This is a genomic window from Dolichospermum sp. LEGE 00246, assembly GCF_015207865.1.
Taxonomy (GTDB): domain Bacteria; phylum Cyanobacteriota; class Cyanobacteriia; order Cyanobacteriales; family Nostocaceae; genus Dolichospermum; species Dolichospermum heterosporum.
The window spans coordinates 1-24890 of the sequence record NZ_JADEWA010000025.1 but is presented as its reverse complement, the minus strand read 5'-3'; the positions used below and the strand labels follow the sequence as shown (position 1 = coordinate 24890).

The 24890-nt window shown below is 37.9% G+C and carries 22 protein-coding genes; 13 read left to right on the top strand and 9 right to left on the bottom strand.

Going from position 1 to position 24890, the window contains the following annotated elements:
- The first annotated feature begins 153 nt into the window (after positions 1–153).
- The 5 genes from IQ228_RS03275 (at position 154) to topA (ending at position 4093) form a co-directional block, all read left to right on the top strand.
- Positions 154–429 (top strand): hypothetical protein, encoded by a 276-nt coding sequence (locus IQ228_RS03275; RefSeq protein ID WP_168465806.1) that lies wholly within the window; start codon positions 154–156, stop codon positions 427–429.
- The gene (locus IQ228_RS03270; RefSeq protein WP_228043662.1) at positions 426–710 is read left to right on the top strand and encodes a PIN domain-containing protein; all 285 of its coding nucleotides are present in this window, start codon (positions 426–428) and stop codon (positions 708–710) included. Before IQ228_RS03275 ends, IQ228_RS03270 begins: the two co-directional genes overlap by 4 nt.
- 178 nt (positions 711–888) lie before the next feature.
- Positions 889–1068, top strand: a complete 180-nt coding sequence (locus tag IQ228_RS03265; protein ID WP_193962150.1) for a hypothetical protein — start codon at positions 889–891, stop codon at positions 1066–1068.
- Positions 1062–1205, top strand: coding sequence for a hypothetical protein (locus tag IQ228_RS03260; RefSeq protein WP_193962149.1), 144 nt, complete (start codon positions 1062–1064; stop codon positions 1203–1205). The genes IQ228_RS03265 and IQ228_RS03260 overlap by 7 nt, the downstream gene beginning before the upstream one ends.
- 701 nt (positions 1206–1906) lie before the next feature.
- Positions 1907–4093 (top strand): type I DNA topoisomerase, encoded by a 2187-nt coding sequence (topA, locus tag IQ228_RS03255; RefSeq protein WP_027404227.1) that lies wholly within the window; start codon positions 1907–1909, stop codon positions 4091–4093.
- A gap of 182 nt (positions 4094–4275) precedes the next feature.
- Here the strand turns inward: topA and IQ228_RS03250 are convergent, their stop codons facing one another.
- Both IQ228_RS03250 and IQ228_RS03245 read right to left on the bottom strand, forming a co-directional pair.
- Positions 4276–4839 (bottom strand): GAF domain-containing protein, encoded by a 564-nt coding sequence (locus tag IQ228_RS03250; protein ID WP_027404228.1) that lies wholly within the window; start codon positions 4837–4839, stop codon positions 4276–4278.
- A gap of 179 nt (positions 4840–5018) precedes the next feature.
- Positions 5019–5819, bottom strand: coding sequence for a type 1 glutamine amidotransferase (locus IQ228_RS03245; RefSeq protein WP_228043661.1), 801 nt, complete (start codon positions 5817–5819; stop codon positions 5019–5021).
- A gap of 618 nt (positions 5820–6437) precedes the next feature.
- Here IQ228_RS03245 and IQ228_RS03240 point away from each other — a divergent pair.
- The 4 genes from IQ228_RS03240 to IQ228_RS03225 all read left to right on the top strand — a co-directional run bounded on the left by IQ228_RS03240 (position 6438) and on the right by IQ228_RS03225 (position 13417).
- The gene (locus IQ228_RS03240) at positions 6438–7202 is read left to right on the top strand and encodes a COP23 domain-containing protein (protein WP_027404230.1); all 765 of its coding nucleotides are present in this window, start codon (positions 6438–6440) and stop codon (positions 7200–7202) included.
- Positions 7203–7714: 512 nt separating this feature from the next.
- Positions 7715–8419: a peptidylprolyl isomerase gene (locus IQ228_RS03235; protein WP_193962151.1), complete on the top strand. Its 705-nt coding sequence runs from the start codon at positions 7715–7717 to the stop codon at positions 8417–8419.
- A 56-nt stretch (positions 8420–8475) separates the two neighbouring features.
- Complete coding sequence (locus IQ228_RS03230) at positions 8476–11469, top strand: peptidase domain-containing ABC transporter (RefSeq protein ID WP_193962148.1); 2994 nt, start codon at positions 8476–8478, stop codon at positions 11467–11469.
- Between the two features lie 364 nt (positions 11470–11833).
- Positions 11834–13417, top strand: a complete 1584-nt coding sequence (locus IQ228_RS03225; RefSeq protein ID WP_027404233.1) for an HlyD family type I secretion periplasmic adaptor subunit — start codon at positions 11834–11836, stop codon at positions 13415–13417.
- A 687-nt stretch (positions 13418–14104) separates the two neighbouring features.
- Here IQ228_RS03225 and IQ228_RS03220 read toward each other — a convergent pair.
- Positions 14105–14254: an alpha/beta hydrolase gene (locus tag IQ228_RS03220; protein WP_193962147.1), complete on the bottom strand. Its 150-nt coding sequence runs from the start codon at positions 14252–14254 to the stop codon at positions 14105–14107.
- Here IQ228_RS03220 and IQ228_RS03215 point away from each other — a divergent pair.
- On the top strand, positions 14234–14404 hold the full coding sequence (locus IQ228_RS03215; protein WP_193962146.1) for a hypothetical protein: 171 nt from the start codon (positions 14234–14236) through the stop codon (positions 14402–14404). The two genes, IQ228_RS03220 and IQ228_RS03215, sit on opposite strands and share 21 nt — an antisense overlap.
- Here the strand turns inward: IQ228_RS03215 and IQ228_RS03210 are convergent.
- The 4 genes from IQ228_RS03210 to menD all read right to left on the bottom strand — a co-directional run bounded on the left by IQ228_RS03210 (position 14395) and on the right by menD (position 20126).
- On the bottom strand, positions 14395–15432 hold the full coding sequence (locus tag IQ228_RS03210; RefSeq protein WP_193962145.1) for an agmatinase family protein: 1038 nt from the start codon (positions 15430–15432) through the stop codon (positions 14395–14397). The genes IQ228_RS03215 and IQ228_RS03210 overlap by 10 nt on opposite strands.
- Before the next feature lie 122 nt (positions 15433–15554).
- Positions 15555–16475, bottom strand: a complete 921-nt coding sequence (gene prmA / locus IQ228_RS03205) for a 50S ribosomal protein L11 methyltransferase (RefSeq protein WP_193962144.1) — start codon at positions 16473–16475, stop codon at positions 15555–15557.
- 224 nt (positions 16476–16699) lie between these two features.
- Positions 16700–18280: a phosphoglycerate dehydrogenase gene (gene serA, locus IQ228_RS03200; protein ID WP_027404236.1), complete on the bottom strand. Its 1581-nt coding sequence runs from the start codon at positions 18278–18280 to the stop codon at positions 16700–16702.
- Positions 18281–18413: 133 nt separating this feature from the next.
- Entirely contained in the window at positions 18414–20126 is a 1713-nt protein-coding gene (gene menD / locus IQ228_RS03195; RefSeq protein WP_027404237.1) for a 2-succinyl-5-enolpyruvyl-6-hydroxy-3-cyclohexene-1-carboxylic-acid synthase, read from the bottom strand.
- 12 nt (positions 20127–20138) lie between these two features.
- Here menD and folB point away from each other — a divergent pair, with 12 nt between their 5' ends.
- The 3 genes from folB (at position 20139) to IQ228_RS03180 (ending at position 23872) form a co-directional block, all read left to right on the top strand.
- Positions 20139–20504, top strand: a complete 366-nt coding sequence (gene folB, locus IQ228_RS03190) for a dihydroneopterin aldolase (protein WP_027404238.1) — start codon at positions 20139–20141, stop codon at positions 20502–20504.
- A 153-nt stretch (positions 20505–20657) separates the two neighbouring features.
- The gene (locus IQ228_RS03185) at positions 20658–21122 is read left to right on the top strand and encodes a hypothetical protein (protein WP_027404239.1); all 465 of its coding nucleotides are present in this window, start codon (positions 20658–20660) and stop codon (positions 21120–21122) included.
- On the top strand, positions 21119–23872 hold the full coding sequence (locus tag IQ228_RS03180) for a ParA family protein (protein WP_193962143.1): 2754 nt from the start codon (positions 21119–21121) through the stop codon (positions 23870–23872). The genes IQ228_RS03185 and IQ228_RS03180 overlap by 4 nt, the downstream gene beginning before the upstream one ends.
- Before the next feature lie 37 nt (positions 23873–23909).
- Here the strand turns inward: IQ228_RS03180 and IQ228_RS27035 are convergent, their stop codons facing one another.
- Together IQ228_RS27035 and IQ228_RS03175 are read right to left on the bottom strand one after the other, a co-directional pair.
- Positions 23910–24032 carry a hypothetical protein gene (locus IQ228_RS27035; RefSeq protein ID WP_255549939.1) on the bottom strand — a complete coding sequence of 41 codons (123 nt, stop codon included), beginning with the start codon at positions 24030–24032 and terminating at the stop codon, positions 23910–23912.
- A gap of 246 nt (positions 24033–24278) precedes the next feature.
- Entirely contained in the window at positions 24279–24824 is a 546-nt protein-coding gene (locus IQ228_RS03175) for a GIY-YIG nuclease family protein (RefSeq protein ID WP_193962142.1), read from the bottom strand.
- Positions 24825–24890: the final 66 nt, after the last annotated feature.

Below are 24890 nucleotides of genomic sequence, written 5' to 3'. Positions count from 1 at the left end.
GTGCTGTATCTTCTGACCTGTTATACTGAAAACGGTTAATAGTTTAACCAAATATGAAACCCCTCTCCAAACCTCTCCCCGCAACGGGGAGAGGCTTTGAACTTGTTCTTTGTATGATAAAAAAGCCCGGCTTCTAGCCGTTTTGAGTATATAATGGCGAATAATCAAGTTAACCGCAAAGTAATGATTAAATTACAAGAATTGCAAGAACAGGTATTGGAATTACCAATCAAAGAACGCTGGACTCTTGTACAAACCTTACTAGCATCAATTCAACAAGAAACACTATCTTCTATTCCTCCTCAACCTACCCTAGAAACCTTATCTGAACTTGACCCCTGGACACAAAGCCTAATAGGTGTAATTCGCTTAGATTCAGAAAATCCAGAGGAAAGTTATATTAATTACCTAGAGGAGAAATATAGTTGAAACAGGTATTATTTGACAGCGATGTTTTGCTGGATATATTAGCACAGCGTCAACCGTTTGTTGTTGCTTCAGCACAAGCATTAAATACAGTTATGAAAAAACAGGTGCAAGGCTTTGTTTCTGGACACGCTGTTACTAATATTTTCTATATTTTACGCCGTCAAATTGGTAGCGAAGCAGCACGTAAATTAATAGAAAACTTATTGCAACATATTCAAATTGCCAGCGTTACAAATCAAGTAATTCACCAAGCATTGCAAAGTCCAATTAAAGATTTTTAAGATGCGGTAACAAGTGCAGCAGCAATGTCCGCAGGTTTAGAAATAATTGTCACCCGCAATAAAGCTGATTTTGTAGCTTCCTTAGTGCCGGCAATGTTGCCAGAAGAGTTCTTGAAAATGCTTTCTGAGTAAATTAGTAGTAGGTTGGGTTGACGCAAGGAAACCCAACAATAACAATATGAATACACCACCAGTAGATAGATTAGACCGGATAGAAGCGATATTAGAGCGCGTGGCAGTTCAACAGGAAACTACAGCAGTTAACCTGACGGAACTGATATATAAGGTTGATGACTTTATGGGAACTGCTACCAGTGTTTTGGGGAGAAATGCCATCCTTAACGATGTGGTATGGTAGTAGGACTAAATGAAACGGTAGGAAGATTAGATACTAACCTTGCTACTCTCCAAAGCAATTTTGCAGAGAATCAAAAATCAACCAATGCTGCTTTAGAAAGACTAGAAGCAATTTTGATCAAGCTGATGGATAGTTAGGAATGCAAATTTAATAACCTGCAATTCTGATTTAAACTGGGAATGGTGCGTTACGCTGTCGCTAACACACCCTACTTTTGCAATTTATTTAATTTAGGGAACACCAAAAAATAAATTACCCAATTTTGTGGGATGAGCATCCTGCCCGTCCTTGATGATTAGCGGGCAATTCGTCCTGCACCACAAGAAATTTTTGGGTATTCTTTTAATTGGAAGTCCCTTAATTCACATTCCTAAGTTTTTGTCGTTGACTGAGCCAGGATGTTATCTAAAGTTATACTAAAAACGGCGGAGATTTGAATTTTTACAAAATAACAAAAAAGCTAGATGTGTAGGGGTAAAGCAAGAGCTTCATTGGTGTCAACTTAACGTGAAAGCCTTGTAAAATATCAGTTTCACCCTTTCTCGTTCCCATACTCTGTATGGGAATGAATTCTAGAAGGCTCTGCCTTCTATGAAAACAGAGGCAGAGCCTCTGTAATAGCATTCCCAGTCAGAGACTGGGAACGAGATATCATCAGGATTTGAGCTTAAGTTGACACCTATGAAGCTCTTGCTTTACCCCTACCCACAGAATCAAATTATTAAGCCGTGTTGAGTATAAATATTTTTGTCCAATTACTTAATTTTTCTTTGTGCTATGAATGGTAAATACACTCGTTCTCAATTATCCTAGATAAAGCATCTCAAAAACAAGCGCCATGCCTAAACGCCTCCTAGTGGTCGAATCTCCCGGAAAAGTCAAAAAACTGAGTCAAATTCTCGGTGCAGATTGGATTGTTCGCGCTAGTTGTGGACATATCCGCGAACTCAGTAATGAGGGTGATGATTCACTAGGATTTACAATGGATGGTAATACTGTTAGCTGCAATTATGTTCCCCGTGACCAACGGGCAAAGGAAACAATTCAACAATTAAAAGCGGCGGTTAGGCAAGTTGATGAAGTTGTTTTGGCTACAGACCCAGATAGAGAAGGAGAAACCATTGCTTGGCATCTTAAAGAAACGTTAGGATTAAGAGACCCCAAACGAGTAGTTTATACTGAGATTACACCATCAGCAGTGCGAAATGCGATCGCCCATCCCAGAAAACTCGACACTAATTTAATCGGTGCAGGATTATGTCGAGATTGTCTGGATAAGTTGGTAGGTTATAAAGGTAGTCCCCTAGTTTGGGCATTAAATAACGGGGCAAAAAGTGTAGGTAGAGTTCAAAGCGCCACATTACATCTCATTTGTCAGCGCGAAAGAGAAATTCTGGCTTTTGTTCCCCAAGATTACTGGAGTGTCTGGGTAGATTATCAAGAAGGATTCCGGGCTTTTTACAAAGGTACGGCCAATACTGAGAAAGAAACACCAGAAGCAGAAACGGAAACTCACGATGATGCAGCTAGTAACAACCCCGAAAAACCCGAATCTCAGCGCGTTCTCTCGGAAGCAGAAGCAAATAGATTAGTTGAAGAAGCAAAACTTCATCCTCATCAAATTATTCACCTAGAAGGGAAACTGGTTTATCGTCAACCCCCTCCACCATTTACCACCTCCACCCTCCAACAAGCTGCCGGTTCAAAGTTGAAATTTTCCCCCGATAAAACCATGCAGGTGGCACAAAAGCTATATGAGGCAGGGTTGATTACATATATGCGAACAGATTCAGTCATGTTGAGTCCTGAATTTTGTGCGAGCGCTCGTCAATGGTTGGAACAAAATGACCCGCAAAATGTCCCCCAGCAAGTAGCCAAACAGCGTAGTAGTAAAACCGCCCAGGAAGCACACGAAGCCATTCGTCCTACAGATGTTTTTCGTCCTTCGGTGCAATTACGGGCAGAATTACCTGAAGATGAGTTTAACCTATATGTGATGATTTGGAAAAGAGCGATCGCTTCTCAATGTCGTCCGGCACAACTTCGTAAAACTCTAGTAATTACCAAATCAGGTAATATTCTATGGCAAGCTAGAGGGCAGGTAATTGAATTTTACGGTTATGCAAAATATTGGCTGAATCTTAGCAAAGATGCAGTTTTGCCTTTATTACAACAAGGACAAAAACTGAATTTAGCCAAAGCGGGACATGACCAAAAACAAACCCAACCACCACCCAGATATAGTGAACCCAAACTAGTTCAATTGATGGAAAGAAAAGGTATTGGTCGCCCTAGTACCTATGCTCCGACAATTGCCACTTTAAAAAAACGCAATTATGTAGAATTGAAAAAAGACAATCTTCAACCCACAAATTTGGGTTTAGAAGTAGATGAATTTTTACAAAAAGCTTTACCCGATTTATTAGAAGCCGAATTTACTGCTAAAATGGAAAATGCCCTAGATGCAATTTCTGAAGGCAAAAACTCTTGGCAACATTACCTAACTAATTGGAATCAAAGTTATTTTGTCCCTGCGCTTTCCAATGCTAAAACTGTAGTTATTAATTCATCAACTACAGCTAAAACTAATAATTTTGTTGACCGCAAATATGAAACTTCTAGAACTCGTTGTCCTGATTGCAAGGAGTGTTTAGCTAAAATTCCCAGCAGTAAAGTTAAAAAGAAATACTTTCTTAAATGTGTGAGTGGTTGTGAAAACATTGTGCTATTTTGGAGCGATTTTAACAAGAAGTGGGAAGCACCGAAAACTAAAACATCTGCAAATGAAAATGCTCCCAAATCTTCAGCAAAAATTACTGCACATCCCTGTCCAGTATGCAAGAAACCCTTAGAGGAATATAGTTATATTAAAGATGGGCAAAATAAAACTATGCTGCGTTGTTCTGGTCAGGATTCATGGAAGGATAAGAAACATCAGGATGTGGCTTATTTTCATACTGCAAAAGGGTGGTGGAGTCCTAAACTTGGGAATTTAAATGATTTTAACGCAGATGAACGCAGATGAACGCGGATAAAGAAGGATGAATTAATGGAGTTGATGGGTTGCTGAATTGAGGTATGAAATTCCCAAATTGAACCTTTAAAACTCAAGCCTCAGTGCGTCTACTCTTCGAGATCACGAAGCGTGATTGCGCCTTTGCGTGAGACTAAAATTCATACCCTTAATCAGCAACGCCGAGTTGATTTTTAACTTTCTAAAATATTAGAATCTGTTGCTAAAGTTCGCGCTCCTGTTTGCATTAGTTCAATATCTGTTAATGTCCAATTACGGGAATTTTGACAATGATGCGCTACTAATAGTCCCCATAATCCTCGCGGTATGAGAATTGGTACTACCAAATTGGCGCGAACTTGCATACTGCGAAGAAAATCACGGTGACAATCCTGAATTGGTTCTAATTCTATATCAGCGATCGCTCTTACTCTTCCTTCTAAGTACAAAGCAGCATATTCATGGTTAAAACAACCGCTTGGTCCGGTAAAACCAAGAATCGAATATTCATCAGCACTCAATGATTCAAATGTTACCTGCCCTTGCCATTGTTCATAGAAATAATACAATACTACACGATTAGCCTGAAGTGATTCTCTCAGGTGATTTGTCGTTTTTCGCACTAATTCATCGCGTTCTATTCTGATAACAAGGCGATTAAGTAATTTTTGCAACCCCTCATCAGGGTGACAATTTGAGCTATTTTCAGATTCTGGGGAAGAAGGTTTACCTTGAGCGGAGTCGAAAGGAAGTTGCACAGATTTAAAATAATAACTAATTAAACAATTTCACGCTTCTATAGAAACTTATCAGATATTGTACAGACAATTATTCTTATTTAATAAAGAAATAATGTAGTTTATGAACCTGGTAACTGGTGATTGGTAATTGGGAAGAATGTTTTACCCATTACCCATTACCCATTACCTATTACCTATTACCTAACTCTAGCCACACTGGGTAAATTAACTTTTAAGCGTTTCAATATCGCTTCCCGTCCTTGCATTGCCAAAGTATCTTCTAAATGTGAAAGTTTAATTTCTTGCTGATATTTTAACTTTAACGCAGTTTGAATTAACCAGTCGGCAACAAAAGGATTTTTTGGTAATAATGGACCGTGAGAATAGGTAGCGATCGCATTTTGATAAAACGCGCCTTCTGTTCCATCTTCTCCATTATTCCCCAAACCATACACCACACGCCCCAAAGCTTCCACTTTTCCTAATGTAGTTCTTCCGCCATGATTTTCAAACCCAACTAAATAAGGTTTTGTTCCCGTCATTGCTTCTAGTTCCTGTGCTAACCGGGAAGCTGTAACTTCTATCACCAAATTGCCAATACATCTTTTCGTATTTTCACCAGGATGAATAGAAACTAAATCTAAGATTCCTAAACCGTCAATTCTTTGTCCAAAGGCTGGTTCATAATAATTTCCCAGCAGTTGGGGAGAACCGCAGGTAAAAACTCCCGGCGTGCCATGTTCGATTTTATCACGCATTGCCTCAGCCTTTGCTCCTTGCAAATCCCTCATGACAATTTCTTGCTGACGATCCTGTGCGCCCCCACCAACAATCACATCTACTGATTTTATATCTTCTGTGGTGGACTCTTGGTCTAAAGGTAACACAGTCACATTATACCCCCGCCATTGAGCGCGACGTTGGATAGTGATCACATTTCCGCGATCGCCATAAGTACTCATCAACTTGGGATATAGCCAACCAATAATAATTTCCATCGGTTTATAACTTATAAAACTTCTACTATAGCAGGAGTCAAGTAGGGGCGCAGAGCCTGCGCCCATTCCAAATTGTGAGGTCTGCGCTATCTTCCGAATTGTTGCAATATATTAATGAATTTCAAGTTTAGTAAATAGACAACGCAAATAAAAAAACTCATGCTAAATTAAAAGTATGGTACAAGAAGGTTAAAAGTCAAACCTTAAGTCCAAACTGTTCATTAGAGTTTGTGCCTCCTGCTCTAATGTATCGGCAATCAATTTTAGATTTTAGCTTCCTGTCAAAGTTTTTTCGCCTAAATCTCACCAAATTGTTATTGGAGGTGTTGAACTCGCAGCCAGAAGTGCCTGCCCATTAGAAATAAGGGTTTTAAACGGAAGCGTAATTTAAATCGGATTTAATTGATTGCTTGTCAAGTCCACTTCTATTATTTTTGTATTGAACTACAACCTAATCAAGAAACCGCTGTAAGCTGCTGATAATCCTTCGTAGCTTGTAGCGGTTTCTGCTATGTATATTAAAAATAAAAAAACAGGTATTGTTAATGAATCAAAAAAATATATTCTCCGTCAATAGAGATATCAACTATTTACCTGTTTCTCACAGAGGTTATATTTATGTCATTACAATCACTTCGGGTTCTATTATTGAGTAGTCTGGGCTGTTCTTTATTTTTTGGTAATACTGTAGCTTTTGCTCAAGTTGTTGTTCCTACAATACCATCAGGTTCATCTACTACAGTACCATCAGGTTCATCAACCACCATACCAACTTCCACCACAGTTGACAGTAGCGCCAGATTTAGTTGCCAGTCTAACAATGGACAGTTTACAGTCATGTATCAGCCCCAAAGTCAACCTGGACAATACTTTGCTTGGGCTGCACCTCAGAATTTAGGAGGCGGGTGGGATGCTCAGAAACGTTGTCAAGCGATCGCCACCCGTTTAGAATTATATCGCCCAGATGGATTACAAGAACTGCAAATAGCGGTAGAAAATAGCGAAAATATTATCTGTGTCACCACCGAAGCCCAACCCAGTTGTCGAATTGTCTTAACAGTCCCTCGTGGCAAAGATCCTTATACTATTCGCAATAGTGTATTCCAAAATTTAACTACTGCTGATAGTGGACAACAAACTATTGCTGTCAATACTTACACTAATCGTAATAGCAGTAATGGCAATAGCTTATACAGTCTCGGACAAACGCTTTTAGGTGGTAGCAAGAATCAAGTTACTTCTACTAAAGGTGGGATTAATTTGAAACCATACCTTGATCCTAAAGATGGTGGTACTGGTGGAAAACTGAGAAATGGAGTAGCAATTAAAGGTAGTACCACACGCCAAAGCCCCAATCGGCTAAATCCGGGCAGATTTCGTTAATTATGATTCCGGGCAACCACAGGGGGTTTGCCCCTACAGTATTTTTGTGATTATATTTACCTTTTTAGAGAAATTAAATTTACCCTTTATATAATTTTGTCCTGTATTAACTTATTAGGTGTTGTAATTATTTCTCAGGATAGATTGATTTTTGAAGATTAGTGAGTAAGTGAAGAATACGCAATAACCGCAATGACTGGTTATCTAATTTAGGCTGCTAATTCGTCATTATGCCCGATTTCCTACAAAGTAAGTTTGATATGACAAATTGATTAATTTATGGTAAGTTGGTACGATAATATCCAAATATCAGCACTCTGACTACTTAAATGCCCAGAAATCAACTCTTGGTTATTGGCAAATAATTAGTATTTAAATACTACACTGAAACCAAAGCAGAGTAAAGTTGTCATAAATTGTATAATTTAACCAAAATATAACTTGGTGACAATCTAGTTCTACTATCTTTTGAAGAGAAATTAACAATGGTAACAAACCTGATTACAAGTAATATGAATCAAGTTCTACAATTGGGCGATCGCACCCTCCAGCCTACAGAAGTTTTATCATTATTGTCGGAATACCAGCTATTACCGCTATTAATTAAGGAAATATTCATTGATCAAGCGATCGCAGAAATTGTCTGTACCCCAGAAGAAGAAAAACTAGCCTGTGAACAATTAGCCCAACAATATCAGGGACTAGAACCACAGAGCGAAAGTTTCCAAAAATTACAGATCATGGCCGTACGACAATTAAAACTAGAAAAGTTCAAAGAAGAAACCTGGGGAGGGGATTTAAACTCCTACTTTTTTCAACGGAAAAACCAGTTAGATAGAGTGATTTATTCCCTAATTACCACCTCAGAACTTGGTATCGCTCAAGAAATTTACTTCCGTATTCAAGAGGGTGAACAATCTTTTGCGGAATTAGCACGGGAATACGCCCAAGGACCAGAATCTCAAACAGATGGCTTAGTCGGACCTATAGATTTACAATCCCTCCATCCCATGTTGGTGAATATCCTCTCCAAAAGTCAACCACAACAACTATCACCACCGACTCAAATCAATAACGTCCTAGTAATTGTTCGATTGGAAAAAATACTCCCAGCCCAACTAGATCGTTCCATGCGACAACGATTACTAAATGAACGATTTAATCAGTGGTTACAAACACAAATGACAGAAAAAAAATGTCAGATTCAGACCATATAAATCGCCAAATATCCACCTTTTCGCCAAAATGAAGTGAAATAAATAACTCAATCAATATGACTTATATTCAGAGTACCTTTGAAGAATTCATTGCCAGTATTGAAGGATTTGATCAATTATCGAAAGAGGAAATTAATAACCTCTTATCATCACAAATTCTCCAGCCTTTGCGTTATCGCATAGGACAAAAAATTATTGGTAAAGAACAACTACCAGAAAGGATAGCCATTCTTTATCAAGGCAACGTCAGACTATTGGGATATAATCCCCAAAACCAATTACCAATTACATTAAAATTACTGCAACCAGGGGCAACAATTGGCGAAATTGCTTGGTTGCGTGAACTTCCTTGTGAAACAGCGATCGCTTCCACAGAAGTCATCTGTTTAACCTGGAAAGCCGCAGATTATTTGCAATTTATCAACCGCAATCCAGCCTTTGCTAAAGCTCGTCAACACATAAGTCACCCAATTGAAATATTTGATGTTTTGAGTTCCCAGGTAGCACAAAAAGCTTTAGTAAATCACAACCTCAAAGAAATTACCCAACAGGCTCAATTAGAAGCAAAAATTCATTATTTATCACCAGGAAAAACTGCTTTAAGAGAATTAGATAGCGATCGCATTTGGTTTGTGAGTGGTCGTAGTTCCCTACCCAATTTCCCACCCAATTCTCGCATAGAAACCGACGTAATTGAAGTTAAAGGTAACATTCCTCTCCGTTTATTGGGCATTAATCCTCAAGACCTATCATTACTTGATGGTGTTACCATTGAATCCGAAACATTAGAAACTATATCAGATAGCAGAGCAGATTCGGAAATTCCCTACGCCCAAGAACCAGAATTTGTTCCCCCCGCCACATCAAACAAGCAACTTAAAAATCAAAACTATCCATTTTTCCGAGGACAAGGAGAATTAGATGCCACTCTAGCTTGTTTTCAAATGCTATCCAAGCATTTAGAAATGCCCTTTCGGAAAGAAGTAGTCCGCCGCATTTTAAACGACCAAATTAAGCGTCAAGGTAGTATATCTTTTCAAGTTTGCGCTTATTTATCCGAACTAATTGGACTTAAATCCCAGCTAGTTGATGTTCCTGCTGTTTCCATCAATCGGATTCCTACACCAGCATTAATTCGCTATCGTGACAGTTTTGCTGTCCTCTATGCGGTAGATGGAAAAACAGTAGTTTTGGGTTTACCATCTCAAGGCATTATCAACTGCCAAATTAGTCAATTAGTAGAAGAATTAGAAACCGATGACGCTAATCTTCAACCACAAGTTAGAGTTTTATTGCTGAGTGCAACCAAAGAAACACCGAAAGAACGCTTTGGGTTATCTTGGTTTGTTCCTTACTTATCACGTTACCGCCGGGTACTGATAGAAGTATTTATTGCTTCCTTCTTTGTCCAACTAGCTGCCCTCGCTAATCCTCTGGTTATTCAGCTAATTATTGATAAAGTCATCGTCCAAAATAGTATTAGTACCCTGAATATTCTAGGAGTATTACTATTAGCAGTGGGTGTATTTGAAGCAGTATTAACCACCTTGCGGACTTACTTATTTGTAGATACCACCAACCGCATTGATATGAGTTTGGGGTCACAAATTATTGACCACTTGCTACGCTTACCACTGCGCTATTTCGATAAAAGACCAGTTGGTGAACTATCCACCAGAATTAATGAATTAGAAAATATCCGTCAGTTTCTCACCGGTACGGCTTTAACAGTGGTGTTAGATGCCCTATTTTCCGTCGTTTATATAGTTGTCATGTTGTTTTATAGTTGGCAACTAACTCTCGTCGGATTAGGGACAATTCCTCTATTTGTGGTAGTGACATTAGTCGCTGCTCCCACCGTGAGTAGACAATTAAGAACTAAAGCTGAACGGAATGCCGAAACTCAATCTTATTTAGTTGAGGTCATGTCAGGCATTCAAACAGTTAAAGCCCAAAATATTGAATTACGCTCTCGGTTTTCTTGGCAAAATAAATATGCTAAGTTTGTCGCCGCTGGTTTTAAAACAGTCCTTACTTCCACATTAGCTAACTCAACCAGTCAGTTTCTCAGTAAACTTAGCAGTTTATTAGTTTTATGGGTGGGAGCTTATTTAGTTTTAAAAGGAGAATTAACATTAGGAGAATTAATTGCTTTTCGGATTATTTCTAGTTACGTTACTACCCCAATCTTACGGTTGGCGCAAATCTGGCAAAACTTCCAAGAAACTGGTTTATCTTTAGAACGATTAGGTGATATTGTCGACACACCACAAGAAGCAGAAATAGATCGGAATAATATTTCCCTTCCTGCTATTAGCGGTGCTGTTAAATATGAAAACGTTTCCTTCCGATTTGCTGCCAGCGGACCACTACAACTCAGCAATGTCAGCGTCGAATTTGCCGCAGGTAAATTTGTGGGCATTGTCGGACAAAGTGGTTCAGGCAAAAGTACAATGATGAAATTACTGCTCAGACTTTATGACGCAGAATCTGGCAGAATTTTAGTTGATGGTTACGACATTGCCAAAGTCGAACTTTATTCGCTGCGGCGGCAAATTGGTGTAGTTCCCCAAGATACGCTCTTATTTGATGGCACAGTTCAAGAAAATATTGCCTTAACAAATCCTGATGCCACAACTGAAGAAATTATTGAAGCTGCACAAATTGCTGTTGCACATGAATTTATTATGACCTTGCCAAATGGTTATAATACAAGAGTTGGGGAACGGGGATCAGCCCTTTCTGGTGGACAAAGACAGAGAATTGCGATCGCTCGTTCTGTATTACAAAGACCTAAAATCTTAGTTTTAGACGAAGCCACCAGCGCCCTAGATTATCCCACAGAAAGGCAAATTTGTTTGAACTTAGCTCGCGCCTTCAAAGGCAACACAGTCTTCTTCATTACCCACCGTTTAAATACTGTTAGTAATGCCGATACTATCGTCGTCATGGATAACAGTAGAATGATAGAACAAGGTAGTCATCAAGAACTCATGGCAGCTAAAGGTCATTATTTCTACCTTTATCAACAACAAGAAGTAAATTTGTAATTTGTCAGTTATTTGTAAGGGTTTAGCTCATGCTTTACCCTGTTCATCTCTTTCCCATTTTCTGAATGGGAATGCCATTACAGAGGCTCTGCCTAAAGCCGTTAGAGAACTCCACAAAAAAAATGATCCAATCTTGTGGGATGGGCATCTTGCCCGTCTTTGTATTATTAGCGGGCTTTTCGGACTGCACCACAAGAAATTTTGGGATATTTTTTAATTGGAAGTTTCTTATAAATTCATTCCCATACAGAGTACAGAGTATGGAACGAGAAAACGAAAAAAGGCAGTAATACATTAAACTTTTCAAACTCTAAAATTACACACCCCTAAATATTCAATCTAAAATCCCAAATCCCAAATCATTATGACTCGACTTAATGGTAGTTACACCAACGGAAATGGCAACGGAAACGGTAACGGATCTTATAGAGATGCACAAGTATTAACACCACCCAAACCCGCTCCTAAACAGCCAAAACCCGATTTTAATTTTAATAACTTCGAGCAATCTGTAGTCTTACGCCAATCCCCAATTTGGTCAAGAACCATCATGCTTACCCTCATGGGATTAGCTTGTTTTGGGATTATTTGGGCTTGTTTAGCGAAAATTGAGCAAGTAGTTCCCGCCACAGGACAATTAAAACCAGAAGGAACAGTCAAAGACGTACAAGCTCCCATAAATGGAGTTGTAAAATCACTGTATGTAAAAGATGGTAAAGAGGTAAAACCAGGAGATTTATTATTGACCTTTGATTCCATTGCGACCCTAGCCGAATTAAATTCATTGAATAAGATTCGGATAGCTTTAATTCAAGAAAACAATATCTATCGGCGCTTAATGGGAGCAAGTACCGGAATAGATGCTGAAATAGCATTTTTACGCAGTAGACTCCCAGGAGAATCAGCTTTTCTGCTTAAAAGCCGCGCTTCCTTAGTAGCAGAAAATGAATTATTACGTTCTCAATTAAGAAATTCACCGGGAGCAGCAGGTACAGGAATTGATGAACAACAATTATTAGCAGTTGCTAAAACAGAATTAAAATCCCGTTCTAAAGCCGCAGATTTAGAAGTTGAAAAAACCCGAAAACAACTTTCTCAAACCAGATTTAAACTGCAAGATACTAAAAATGGTTTAGCAATTCAAAGTCAGATTTTAGCTAGTCTTAAAACCTTAGCTGAAGAAGGTGGTATTTCTAAACTGCAATATCTGAATCAAAAACAACAGGTACAAACGCTTTCCGCAGAAATATCACAATTACAAGAAGAGGCAAAACGTCTACAATTCGATATTGATAAAGGAAAAGAGCAATTAACCAATACAGTTGCTAGTTCTGATAAAACTATTTTGGAAAAAATCGGTGCTAACAAACAACGGATTGCAGAAATTGATAGTCAATTCATGAAAATTATTCTAGAAAATGAACAGCGTTTAGCAGATATTAATAGTAAAATCTCCCAAACACAATTAAACGTTAAATATCAAGAACTTCGCGCTCCTGTAGGAGGTGTAATTTTTGATCTTCAAGCTAAAAATCCGGGTTTTGTTGCCAATTCTACCCAAAAATTACTACAAATTGTCCCCAAAGATAGCCTCATAGCCGAAGTTTTCATCACCAATAAAGATATTGGTTTCGTGAGGAAAGGTATGAATGTAGATGTGAGAATTGATTCCTTTCCCTTTAGTGAATTTGGTGATATCAAGGGTAAAGTAATTGATATTGGTTCAGATGCTTTACCTCCCGACCAAAACCATCAATTTTATAGATTCCCCGCCAAAATCAAGTTAGATAGACAACAATTAAGTCTCACCAATCAAGATAGAAAGATATCCTTACAGTCCGGTATGTCTATTACTGCTAATATTAAAGTCCGAGAAGAACGGACAGTCATGAGTTTATTTACAGAGATGTTTACCAAGCAAGTGGAGAGTTTGAACGAAGTCCGTTAGGGATTTTTAAAAGACTTAAGGGAACACCAAAAAATCAATTACCCAATTTTGTGGGATGGGCATCCTGCCCGTCCTTGATGATTAGCGGGCAAATTCGTCCCGCACCACAAGAAATTTTTGGGTATTTTTTTAATTGGAAGTCCCTAACCTATATGTGTAGGGGTTGAGATTTAGTAGATACTGTCTTGAAAGTCAAGTGGTGGGAGAAAGAAAATTAGGGGTTTAGCAGTGATCATTAAGTGTCAATTTAACGTAAAACCCATATACCGACGTATTTGTTGGATTATGGCTGATGCCTCCGGCGATAGCGAAGCGCTGCTGCAAGCAGTTCGCAGGGATACGTGCCATTGCTCCGCGTTGATTCTGGGTTCTTTGTCATTTGGCAAAAGTTTAAATCTCACCCGTGTTTAGTATAAAACCCTTGTAGAGACGTTGCATGGGTAGGGATTCTCGGCTCTACATCTTTTTTGGAGATGTCTAATCAAATGGATCTTGTTTGTTGAATAGGTATATTTTTAATCAAATCATCAACTGGGAGAAAAGGGGCAATAAAAAAGGTTTGGTTGTCAACCAAACCTTGACTTAAATCCAGTGCATAACAACATCCCGAATTAATTTAACCTATATGATTTATTTTCAGCATCTTCCTATAGTATGTATGCAAATTTCATAAAACCTGATAAGAAATCATTTATTATGCCAAAATGGCGAATGGTAATTGGTAATTGGTAATTGGTAATTGGTAATTGGTAATTGGTAATTGGTAATTGGTAATTGGTAATTGGTAATTGGTAATTGGTAATTGGTAATTGGTAATTGGAAAATTACTTCTGTCACCTGTCACCTGTCACCTGTCACCTGTCACCTGTCACCTGTCACCTGTCACCTGTCACCTGTCACCTGTCACCTGTCACCTGCCCCCTGTCACCTGTCACCTGTCACCTGTCACCTGTCACCTGTCCCCTGTTCCCTGTTCCCTATTTCTGAGATAAATCTAATAAATTTGCTAACTTATAAACTGTTCGCGCCCCGACATTACCATCCCATTCAGCATCACCAACTTCACAAACATCAAAACCAATAATTTTTCTACCACTATTTACCAGTTCGCGGAATAGACAATAAACTTGTTCTAATTCCAGTCCGCCAGGGACAGGAGTACCTGTGTTGGGGCAAAGTTTAGGGTCTAAACCATCAATGTCGAAGCTAATATAAACTTTTTCTGGTAAATGATTGATAATTTCTCGACATAAATCCAACCAAGTCTTACCAGAATATAGTTGTTGTTTAATTACTGAATCATAATAACCAATAATGCGATTATTTGATTGATTAATTATTTGTACTTCATCATGACAAATATCTCGTACACCTACTTGGACTAATTTAGAAATTTGCGGTATTTTTATGGCATTAAACATAATAGACGCATGAGAAAACTCAAATTCCTCATAGGCATTACGTAGGTCTGCATGGGCATCAATATGTAAAATACCCCAGTCATCATATTGATTAGCTAAAGCTTGAAAGTAGCCTAATGGCGAACTGTGATCACCACCAATAACAGCAACTCGTTTACCTTGATTTATTGCTGCTTGTGCTTGGGTAAATAACCAATGATTTACCTGTTCCCCTGCTTTGTTAATTGCCTCTAGAATAGGAGTTAAATCCGGTGAGTCTGTTAGGGATTTACCTTGGGCTTGACGTTCAATAATTATGGCTGCTTGTTGACGATAATAGTTATTTTTTTCAATCATTTCCTGGGGAATTTCTACCATAAATATTCCCTGTTTCCAACCATCAGGATGATCAAAATCAAATAAATCTATTTGTCGTGAGGCATCTAAAATTTGCTGTGGTCCGTTGGCCGTTCCGGCACGATAGGAAACCGTGACTTCCCAAGGTATGGGGAAGATAATTAAGTTGGCTGAATCGTAATTAAATGGTAATCCCATGAAGTTGCCATTTTTTTCGGCTACGCTGTTGGGATTATAGTTTTCAATGGAGTCGTTCATATTGAAAATTAGTGCTGGTTAGGGATTGATATTTAGATTTTATCAATATTTGTTAATCTCGGCTGATTTTAATTACCATTACTTTTGGTGATATTCAATAGGAAAAAATCCATAAATTATAATTAAGAACGACGGGCATTTAAACAACACCATTCTTTTCTTTTCCAGAGAGTAGCTACAATCCAACCATTTTGTTCTAAAGCATCAGCAACGGATTTAGATTGTTCTAGTAAAATACCACTGAATATACCCCAAGTGCTAGGTTTGGTAATGGCGGTCATTTCTGGGAGTAATTCGATAATTACATCTGCTAAAATATTACAAACAATCCCGTCTACAGGTTGATCAATGATTTTTCGGACTATGTCTACACTACCCTCAAGAGGGATTAAAGAATCTGGACGAATCTCATTCAGAGTGCGATTACTAAAAGTAGATTTTACGGCTAAAGGATCGTTATCAACGGCATAGACTTTCCCCGCACCTAATAATATTGCCCCAACGCCTAGAATACCTGAACCACAACCAATATCGGCGATAATTAAAGGTTTTCTTGGTTCTTCTGCGTCTAGAAAGGATTGGGGGATTTCACTGAAGCGCATTTCTAGGGATTCTAAACATAGTTGAGTGGTGGCATGATTACCTGTACCAAAGGCTACGCCTGGATCAAGACGAATTACCAATCGGTCTAGGAATTCAGGTAACGGTAACCAAGCAGGGTTAATGAGAAAGCGATCGCCTATTTCTTCAGGTTGCCAATGTTGTTTCCAGCTACTAGACCAGTCTTCTTCGTCAATTAAGCCCCAATGCACCACTGGTGCGGTGAGTCCTACACACAGGGCATCTTGACGCAGCCACAGCGATAAAGCAGCCAAATCTAGCAGTTGTACTTTAAAGGTGGGTAAATAAGCCTTAACAAAAGAGACATTGCCCTTAATTTCTACTGCTGTACCACGACAGCCAAAGTTTTCTAAGCGCCAAAATATAGTTTCTTCTAAATCTAGTTCAGATAAAATATTTAATTCCCACCAGGTATTTGCCATAGGATTTTAGATTGGTAATTGGTAATTGGTGATTGGTGATTGGTGATTGGTAATTGGTAATTGGTAATTGGGGAAAACAAACTACGATTTTTATGACTAAGATAATTAAGATAATCCTTCTAATCATCCTAATCAAATAAATCACAAAAATCATAGTTAAAGATGATTTTTCTAATTCTCAAATTATTTAATCATCTTCATCAAATAAATCCCAAAAATCACAGTTAAAGTGTGACTGTATAAGCGTCTCGAATACCTTCCACTTTTTTAATTTCTGCTAAAATGCCATCGGGTAAAGGATCATCAATGCTGAGAGCCATAACAGCATCACCACGAACGATTTTCCGACCTACCTGCATACTGGCAATATTGACATTAAAGCTACCCAGTAGAGAACCGAGTTTACCAATAATACCGGGCATATCACGGTGTCGAGTAAACAGCATATATTTGCTGGGGGGAACGTTAATGGGGAAACCGTCAACATCCGTTAAGTGGATTTCCTTATCACCCAACAAAGCACCTGTAACAGAATGTGTACCTAGAGTTCCTGTGGCTTGAAGATGCAACGAACCAGCATAATCCCGTGCCGAAGCGTCCCTGGTTTCAATGACTCTAATTCCTCGTTCTTTGGCTTCTATGGTGGCGTTGACATAATTTACCCGTTCCCGCAGGGCTTGGTAAAGAAGTCCTTTCAGGGCGGCTATTACCAAGGGTTGACTTTTATTAGTTGCCAGTTCTCCTTGTAGTGTAACATTAAGTGTCTCAACTCTACCGCCGGTGAGTTGACCAACTAAGTTCCCCAAGGTTTCCGCTAATTCCATGTAAGGCTTGAGTTCTTCTAGGATATCAGGACTAAGTCCAGGAATATTCACCGCGGAACGGGCGGATAGTCCTAATAACACATCCCGAATTTGTTCAGCCACATCTATGGCTACATTAACTTGGGCTTCAGCAGTGGAAGCACCGAGGTGAGGTGTAAGAATAACATCTTTACCCAAGCGTAGCAATTCCGATTCACCTAATGGTTCGGAATCGAACACATCTAATGCAGCCCCGGCAATTACACCATCTTTGATTGCCACTGCTAAAGCCGCTTCATCAATAATGCCACCACGAGCGCAGTTAATAATCCTGGTAGTGGGTTTCATTAACGCCAAAGTTTTAGCGTTGATTAAGTTGGCAGTTTCTGTGGTTTTGGGAATGTGTAAGGTGATATAGTCGGCTTGCTGGAATAGCAAATTTAAGTCTACCAGTTGACAACCCAGTTGTTCGGCTCTTTCTGTGGAGATAAATGGATCATAGGCGAGGAGTTTCATCCCCATAGCCTTAGCGACACTAGCAACATGAGAACCAATTTTTCCTAACCCGACAACGCCGAGGGTTTTTTTGTATACTTCCGAACCAACATAACTTTTACGGTCCCATTCACCACGTTTTACTGAAGCATTAGCATCAGGAATATGACGAGATAAGGACAACATCATGGCTAAGGCGTGTTCGGCTGCGGCAATGGTATTACCTTCTGGGGAATTGACGACAATAATCCCTTTGCGGGTAGCTGCGGGGACATCAACGTTATCCACACCCACGCCAGCCCGGCCAATAATTTTTAATTTTGTACCGGCTTCTATAATTTCTTGAGTAACGCGAGTTCCAGAACGGATCATCAGCGCGTCATACTCGCCAATGATGGCTTTGAGTTCATCTGGTTTGAGGCTGGTTTTGACATCAACTGTAGCTACTTGGGAAAGAATATCAATACCAACTTGATCAATGGGGTCGGAGACAAGAACCTTAGACATAATTACTTGATTTTGGTTGACAGGTTTTGCTTTGCAAGACTTTTTAGTTTAATCTTTATCTGTGGCACTTGGGGAAAAAATTATGGAAAACAGGCAAGAGGCAAGGGGAGTAATAATAATTTCTCTTTACCAATTACCAAATTTTACTAAATTTTACTAAATTTTCTTTTCTCCACATCACGTCTCTTTTCCTGTTTGTCTTGACTTCCAAAACTCTAATTCCCATTTTTGGTAATTGTTTTAAGTTATCTTGCAATTCTTCCCAAGAACTAATTAACTGATAATGCACCTTGTAAGTCGCGCATAAATGAGAGAAATCAATATTTTGAGGAGTAGCAAAAAACTCTTCAAAAGGCGGGTTGAATTTAGCAATGGGTAACATTTCAAAAATTCCTCCACCGTTGTTATTGATTAAGATAATTGTTAGATGTCCAATAAATTTATTGCTAATCAAGAAACCATTGGTGTCATGCAATAAAGATAAATCTCCTGTTAACATCACACTACTTTGCTGATGATGTGCTATTCCTAAAGCAGTGGAAAGTGTACCATCAATGCCATTTGCACCCCGATTAAAATAGGGTTTAATTCTTAAATTATTGGGTTTCCAGAAAAATTCCACATCTCGCACTGGCATACTATTAGCAATGAATATGGGTGTTTCCGGTGGCAAGATTTGGGAAATTAACCAAGCAATTTTACTCTCGATTAATTCATCTACATTTTCCAAATCATCATCAATGTTTTTCCTAATTTGCTTTTCTGCTGTACACCATTTTTGTAAATATTCACTTTTTCCTAAATTTGCAATTTCCAACTTACCAATTTCTGTAACTGAAATTCTTAAATGGGTGGTTTTTCCATGTAAAGGGTCTAAATTTTGATCACAATTATCAATGACAAAACGTTGCGGTTTAGCACTGGTTAACCAATTACGTAGTTCTTTACTTGTGGGCATTTCGCCAATTTGGATAACTATTTCTGGAGTTAATTCTTGGGCAAGGTTTTGATTTCTGAGAATGATATCATAGGTGGAAATTAAATAGGGATTTAAATCTGCGTAATTTCTAACAGGGGAAAGTCCTTCAGCTAAAACAGGCCATTGGAGAGTTTGACAAAGGTTGGCGATCGCTCTACAATACTCCTCCGGGGCTTGTGGTTGGGCTACACCAGCGATAATAATCCCTTTTTGGTAATTGGTAATTGGTAATTGGTAATTGGTAATTGGTAATGGGGTGGAAACTATTCCCGCAAAGAAATCTTCCACATCTAAGGTAAACTCTGTACCGTCGGCAATGGGCGCAAGAGGGTCATGAAAAGGTATATTTAAATGTACTGCGCCAGAGTTGGGAAATTGACAACGTTCCCAAGCATAAATTACCGTTTGTCGGAGATAATCTAACATTCCCACATCTAGAGAAGGTGTAGCTAATTCCCCTTGCCAATTGGGATAATGACCATATAATTTTACTTGGTCAATAGTTTGTCCAGAATGACAATTCCGCAATTGTGCTGGTCTATCGGTAGTTAATATTAACAAAGGTACGCGACTTTCCCTAGCTTCAATTACCGCTGGATAAAAATTTGCCCCCGCAGTTCCCGAAGTACAAACTAATACTACAGGTTTTCCCGTTGCCTTGGCTTGTCCCAACGCAAAAAAAGCCGCTGAACGTTCATCTAAAATGGGAATAGCTTCAATATCTGGTATTTGTCGCACAAAAGCCACCGTTAATGGTGTAGAACGAGAACCAGGACAGATGACAGCGCAATTTAAACCCAAGCGTTTGAGGGTTTCTGTTAATACATAAGACCAAAGAAGATTAAGATTATTAAAAGTAAGTTGCATTGACTAGAGATTATGGACTGTATTCATTTAACAGGAATTCGTGGCTATGGTTATACCGGATTTTTACCAGAAGAACAAGCATTAGGACAATGGTTTGAGGCAGATGTTAAATTATGGTTGGATCTTTCTAAACCCGCCAAAACAGATAATATTGAAGATACTATAGATTATCGGCAGATAATTAGCTTAGTGCAAAATTTGCTAAAAACCTCAAAGTTTGCATTGGTGGAAAGACTAGCTGGGGCGATCGCTGATGGTATTTTAGAGGATCAGGAGGGGATTAATCAAGTACAAGTTTTTCTCAGTAAACCCGCTGCACCTATTCCTGATTTTAGCGGCAAAATTAGTATTGAATTGACTAGAAGTAAACTCCAGTAGCAGGAGTCATGCAGAAAGATTTGGTTTATTAAAATTGTATCAATTAGGGAGTGTTGGACTTTAACAGAGGATGAGTTGAAGTGTCGGTATAATTGGTTAATGGGTGGCGCGATTTTGACGTAAAATAACTGAGTAAAATCTTAGTTAACGGGAATGGCAATACCTTTTACAGACAAAGAAATGAAGAAAGCTTGGGGTGGAAATCTATCTGCTTCTCAGATAAGTCCTCGTACTAATGCCCATCGGTTACTTTTGTTTTATGCTGTTGAATGTGGTTTGAAAGCAGTTTTAATGGCAAGACAGGAAACAAGACGTACTAATTTATGTAAAGATATTAAGGAATGTGGACATAATATCAATAAATTATTAAGTCTTTTAGGTGCAGGAGGATCTCTGAGCTTACCCACCGAAATATTTATTCAGGAAATATTGGATACACGAAATAATAAAGAAGAGAGAAAATTAAACCCTGGTCAAATGAACGAACTGTGGCGTTATGGAGGAAAAGTTATTGCTATAGTTAATAAAGATGGAAAAGTTGTAGCGAATGATGAAAATATAGAAAATAAACTACTAGAAATATCAAAATGGATTGCAGGAGAACTTGAAAGATTATGAATAAACCCAAATTACTGACATGGCTTGATATTAGAAGAACTATTCGCACAAAAACTAATTATGGAACTAATTTACCAGATGGTGTAGTGAAAATTTACTGTTACTCAGATGCTTTAGAAATATATTTTCGGAATAGAGAGAATGCTGTTATTGCCTTAAAAGAATGGTTCAAAGATTGGTATCAGGAAGAAGAGTCTGTTATTCAGTTTGACCTTGGTAATGCTACATTTCCAGTGGAATTTATCTCTGAAGAGGAAACTTATATAACTGATATTGATGTTCGTCCCTTTTGGGAAGAAATTGCTTATCTAGAAAGTGACTCAGAAACAGAAACCGCTATAAAAAAAATAGTTAAGCTTCCAGAACCATATCCTGAAAGACCTAATTTAATAGCTTTTTATTCTTTTAAAGGTGGTGTAGGGAGAACATTAAATTTAGCAGCCCATCTTTTTGCTTTGCTAGATAGAGCTAAAGAGTTGAATGAATCTGTAACTATCTTGGTGATTGATGCTGATTTGGAAGCACCAGGTCTTACTTATTGGAATGCCTTTGAAAAACAACAGCCAGAAGTTTCTTTTATTGATTTTTTAGAAGTTTACCACTATCCTACTATAGATAGAGATGAAACACTTTCTCTATTTGCAGATCAAGTTAAAAAATCAGCTAGAAATGAAGGAAGATCAATAATTTATTTCTTACCTGCGTTTATTAAAGATGAAGAACTACTCGATACACCTATTTTACCTGAACATTTAGTTAGAAGTCCAGATGGAACTTGGGAATATGGCAATGCTATTTATAGTTTAGGTCAAGTTGTTGATGCAGATTATGTTTTTATTGATTTGAGGGCAGGATTGAGTGAAATATCCAGTCCAATAATTTTTGATCCAAGAATTGAGAGGTTTCTAGTAACAACAATTAATGATCAATCTATTAAAGGTACAAGCCTTGTTTTAAAACAAATTGGTAAAGTTGCACCACCAGAAGCGAAAATCAAAGATAAAACATATTATGATCCATCAATAATTATTAATATGTTGAGTTTAAAAGAAAACCTTAAAGAATCACTTCTTAATGTCACAACGGACTTAAGAACTGCCTATGTACCATCACAAGACGATAAATTAGATGAGCCAAGATTCGACATTAAACCAGCTTACTTTGCAGAAGAATTACTTTATGTAAATAATTGGGAAGATGCACGCTCAAAACTAAATGCAACTTCAGTGATGAAAAATGCTAGAAATTGGGCTAAAGAAGTTTTACCAAATGTCGAAAATCAGGAATCAACTTCAGAAACACAGAAAGAGGAAGAGGTGAAAAGACTTAGGGATTTATGTCAGCGATATGAGTACGCCGAACAAGGACAAGGAGAAGATTTACTGATAACAGAACCTTTGCGGAACTTAGCTACTAATTTTAGAGATAAATTACCTCATATAGTATCAATTGGAGCTAAAGGTGCTGGCAAAACTTTTAATTATATACAGTTGTCACGGTTTAAATATTGGGAAAATTTTCTGAATTATATTGATCACCAACATAAAGAAACTGAGATAAAAACATATATATTTCCTTTACTTGAGTCTAGTAATGTTAAGGATAATGCAAAAACTGTTATTACTGAATCCAGAATTGAAGTTATAACAGCTTTAGGCAATAATGTTCCTGAATTTGTGCATTCAGAGTATGCAGATAGGATTAAAAAGGCGCTTGACGAGGAAAATTGGAATGAACCAAAATGGACAGAATTTTGGATTGGTGAAATTGCCAGAGCTATAGGTATTAATACAAATGTAGATAGTCCTAATACTCTTGGCAGCATAAATCAAGATTTAAAAAACAAAGGATTAAAGATTATCTTTTTGTTTGATGGGTTAGAAGATATTTTTTCCAAAATCGCCTCTAGTAATCAACAACAGACGGCCTTAAAAGCTTTGATTGATGATTTGCCCAAGAAATTGTCAGAAATTAGGCAATCTAATCTTGGTGTAATAATTTTCTTGCGTCGTGATTTTCTGAGGTATACAATTACTCAAAATTTGAGTCAATTTGAGAATCTTTATCGTGCTTATGATTTATCTTGGAATCAAGATTCTTTTTTGAGATTAGTTTATTGGATTTGTAGCGAATCTAATGTGATAGATGCAAATAAAGATAGTATTTATAGTCTAAATAAAGAGAATCTCATAGATGAATTAGAGAAGTTATGGGGTAAGACACTAGGAACAGATAAGTCTAAAGAAGCCTACACAGCTTCTTGGGTATTTGCAGCTTTAACAGATTTTAATGGCAGACTTCAAGCTAGAGATATTGTTCGTTTTTTATACAATGCAGCGGATATTACAGTAAATAGACCTAAAAAAGAAGTACAATTTGAAAAATGGTCTACAAGCCGACTCTTACCTCCTCCAGCAATTCGCCGCGCTCTAAAACCATGTAGTGAAGAAAAAGTGAGAGAAGCTAAAGAAGAATATCTAGCTTTCAAAACATGGGTAGAAGATACACTTCCTAAATATCCTCCGGCTCAACTGATAATTCCTTTTGCTGTAGAAGATTTTGATATGGATCAAAAAACAGTAACATTATTAGAAGAAATGGGCGTGATTTATGAAGATAAACAAAAAGAGGAAATAAAGCGATTTTATATTCCTGAAATTTTCCGAGAAGGTTTAGGTTTTTCCGGTCAGGGTGCAAGACCTAGAATAGTAGCGTTGAAGCGTCGGGTACTAGGAAAAGGAATTTTGTAATTATCTTTTCTTGAATTTCGCCAATCTTCAATTTATCTTAACTCAACTGATTACGAAACTTACTCACACTAATACTCAACAACACCACAGCAAAACCGAGTAAGGCTAAAACATGAATCCACAGCACATCTAACCCACATTCCGCACCCCCCAGTGTCACAATCGGTAATTTCGGATTTTTGAAGACCTGTGAGGATAATTTTGATACAAAATGGTCTAAATTTTAGGTAGCGATAGCGAAGCGCTGCTGCAAGCAGTTCGCCAATCTCAAATCCCCAAATGACCATTTTTCGTTGTGTGACAGTTTAGGGTGCGGAAGGTGGGATACAATAGGTCGTTTACGTGGAAATTTTCGTTAACCGAACAGTATTGGGTAGGGATTCATCTCGTTCCCAGTCTCTGATGTTCATTTTAAATCTAATAATCCTGTTTCTTTTAATTTTGGATTAAAGCGGATTTGAGTATTGACTCCCCGGGCTTTGAGAACTCCTAAAATTTCTTCTTCAACCCGCCGCGCCACATTTTTTAAAACCTTGCTTTTTCCGAATTCATCAATAGCTATATTTTGATAATTATTTTGTTCTTCTGGTGTCATTAATTCTTTTACATCTATAGGATTATTCCATTTTTGTTTATTTTCGATGTTCGGAATATCAGGATTAGCATTTTCCGTAATCCAAGCATTTTCAATAGCTTCCAAAATTGTTCGATTAGGACGTTCTATAGTTTGTACCTTTACCCAATAACAATTTTGAGGTTGACGGACTAAATGCTGCTTTAAACTTAGATAAATATCACGAGAATAGCCAACAAATTGCAGAATTTTATCCTGATTAAAAATCGCGTAAACTCCAATTTTTTCTTGAAAGTTGACTATGACTTCACCATCATTATCAATATAGGCATGATATTCTAAACTAGCTAAGGTTGGTAAGTTTATTTCTGTTGTCATAAGTGAATTAAAAATTTGTTATTGTAATCATAAACCAAAAAACTTTCCACATCTTCACCATTATCA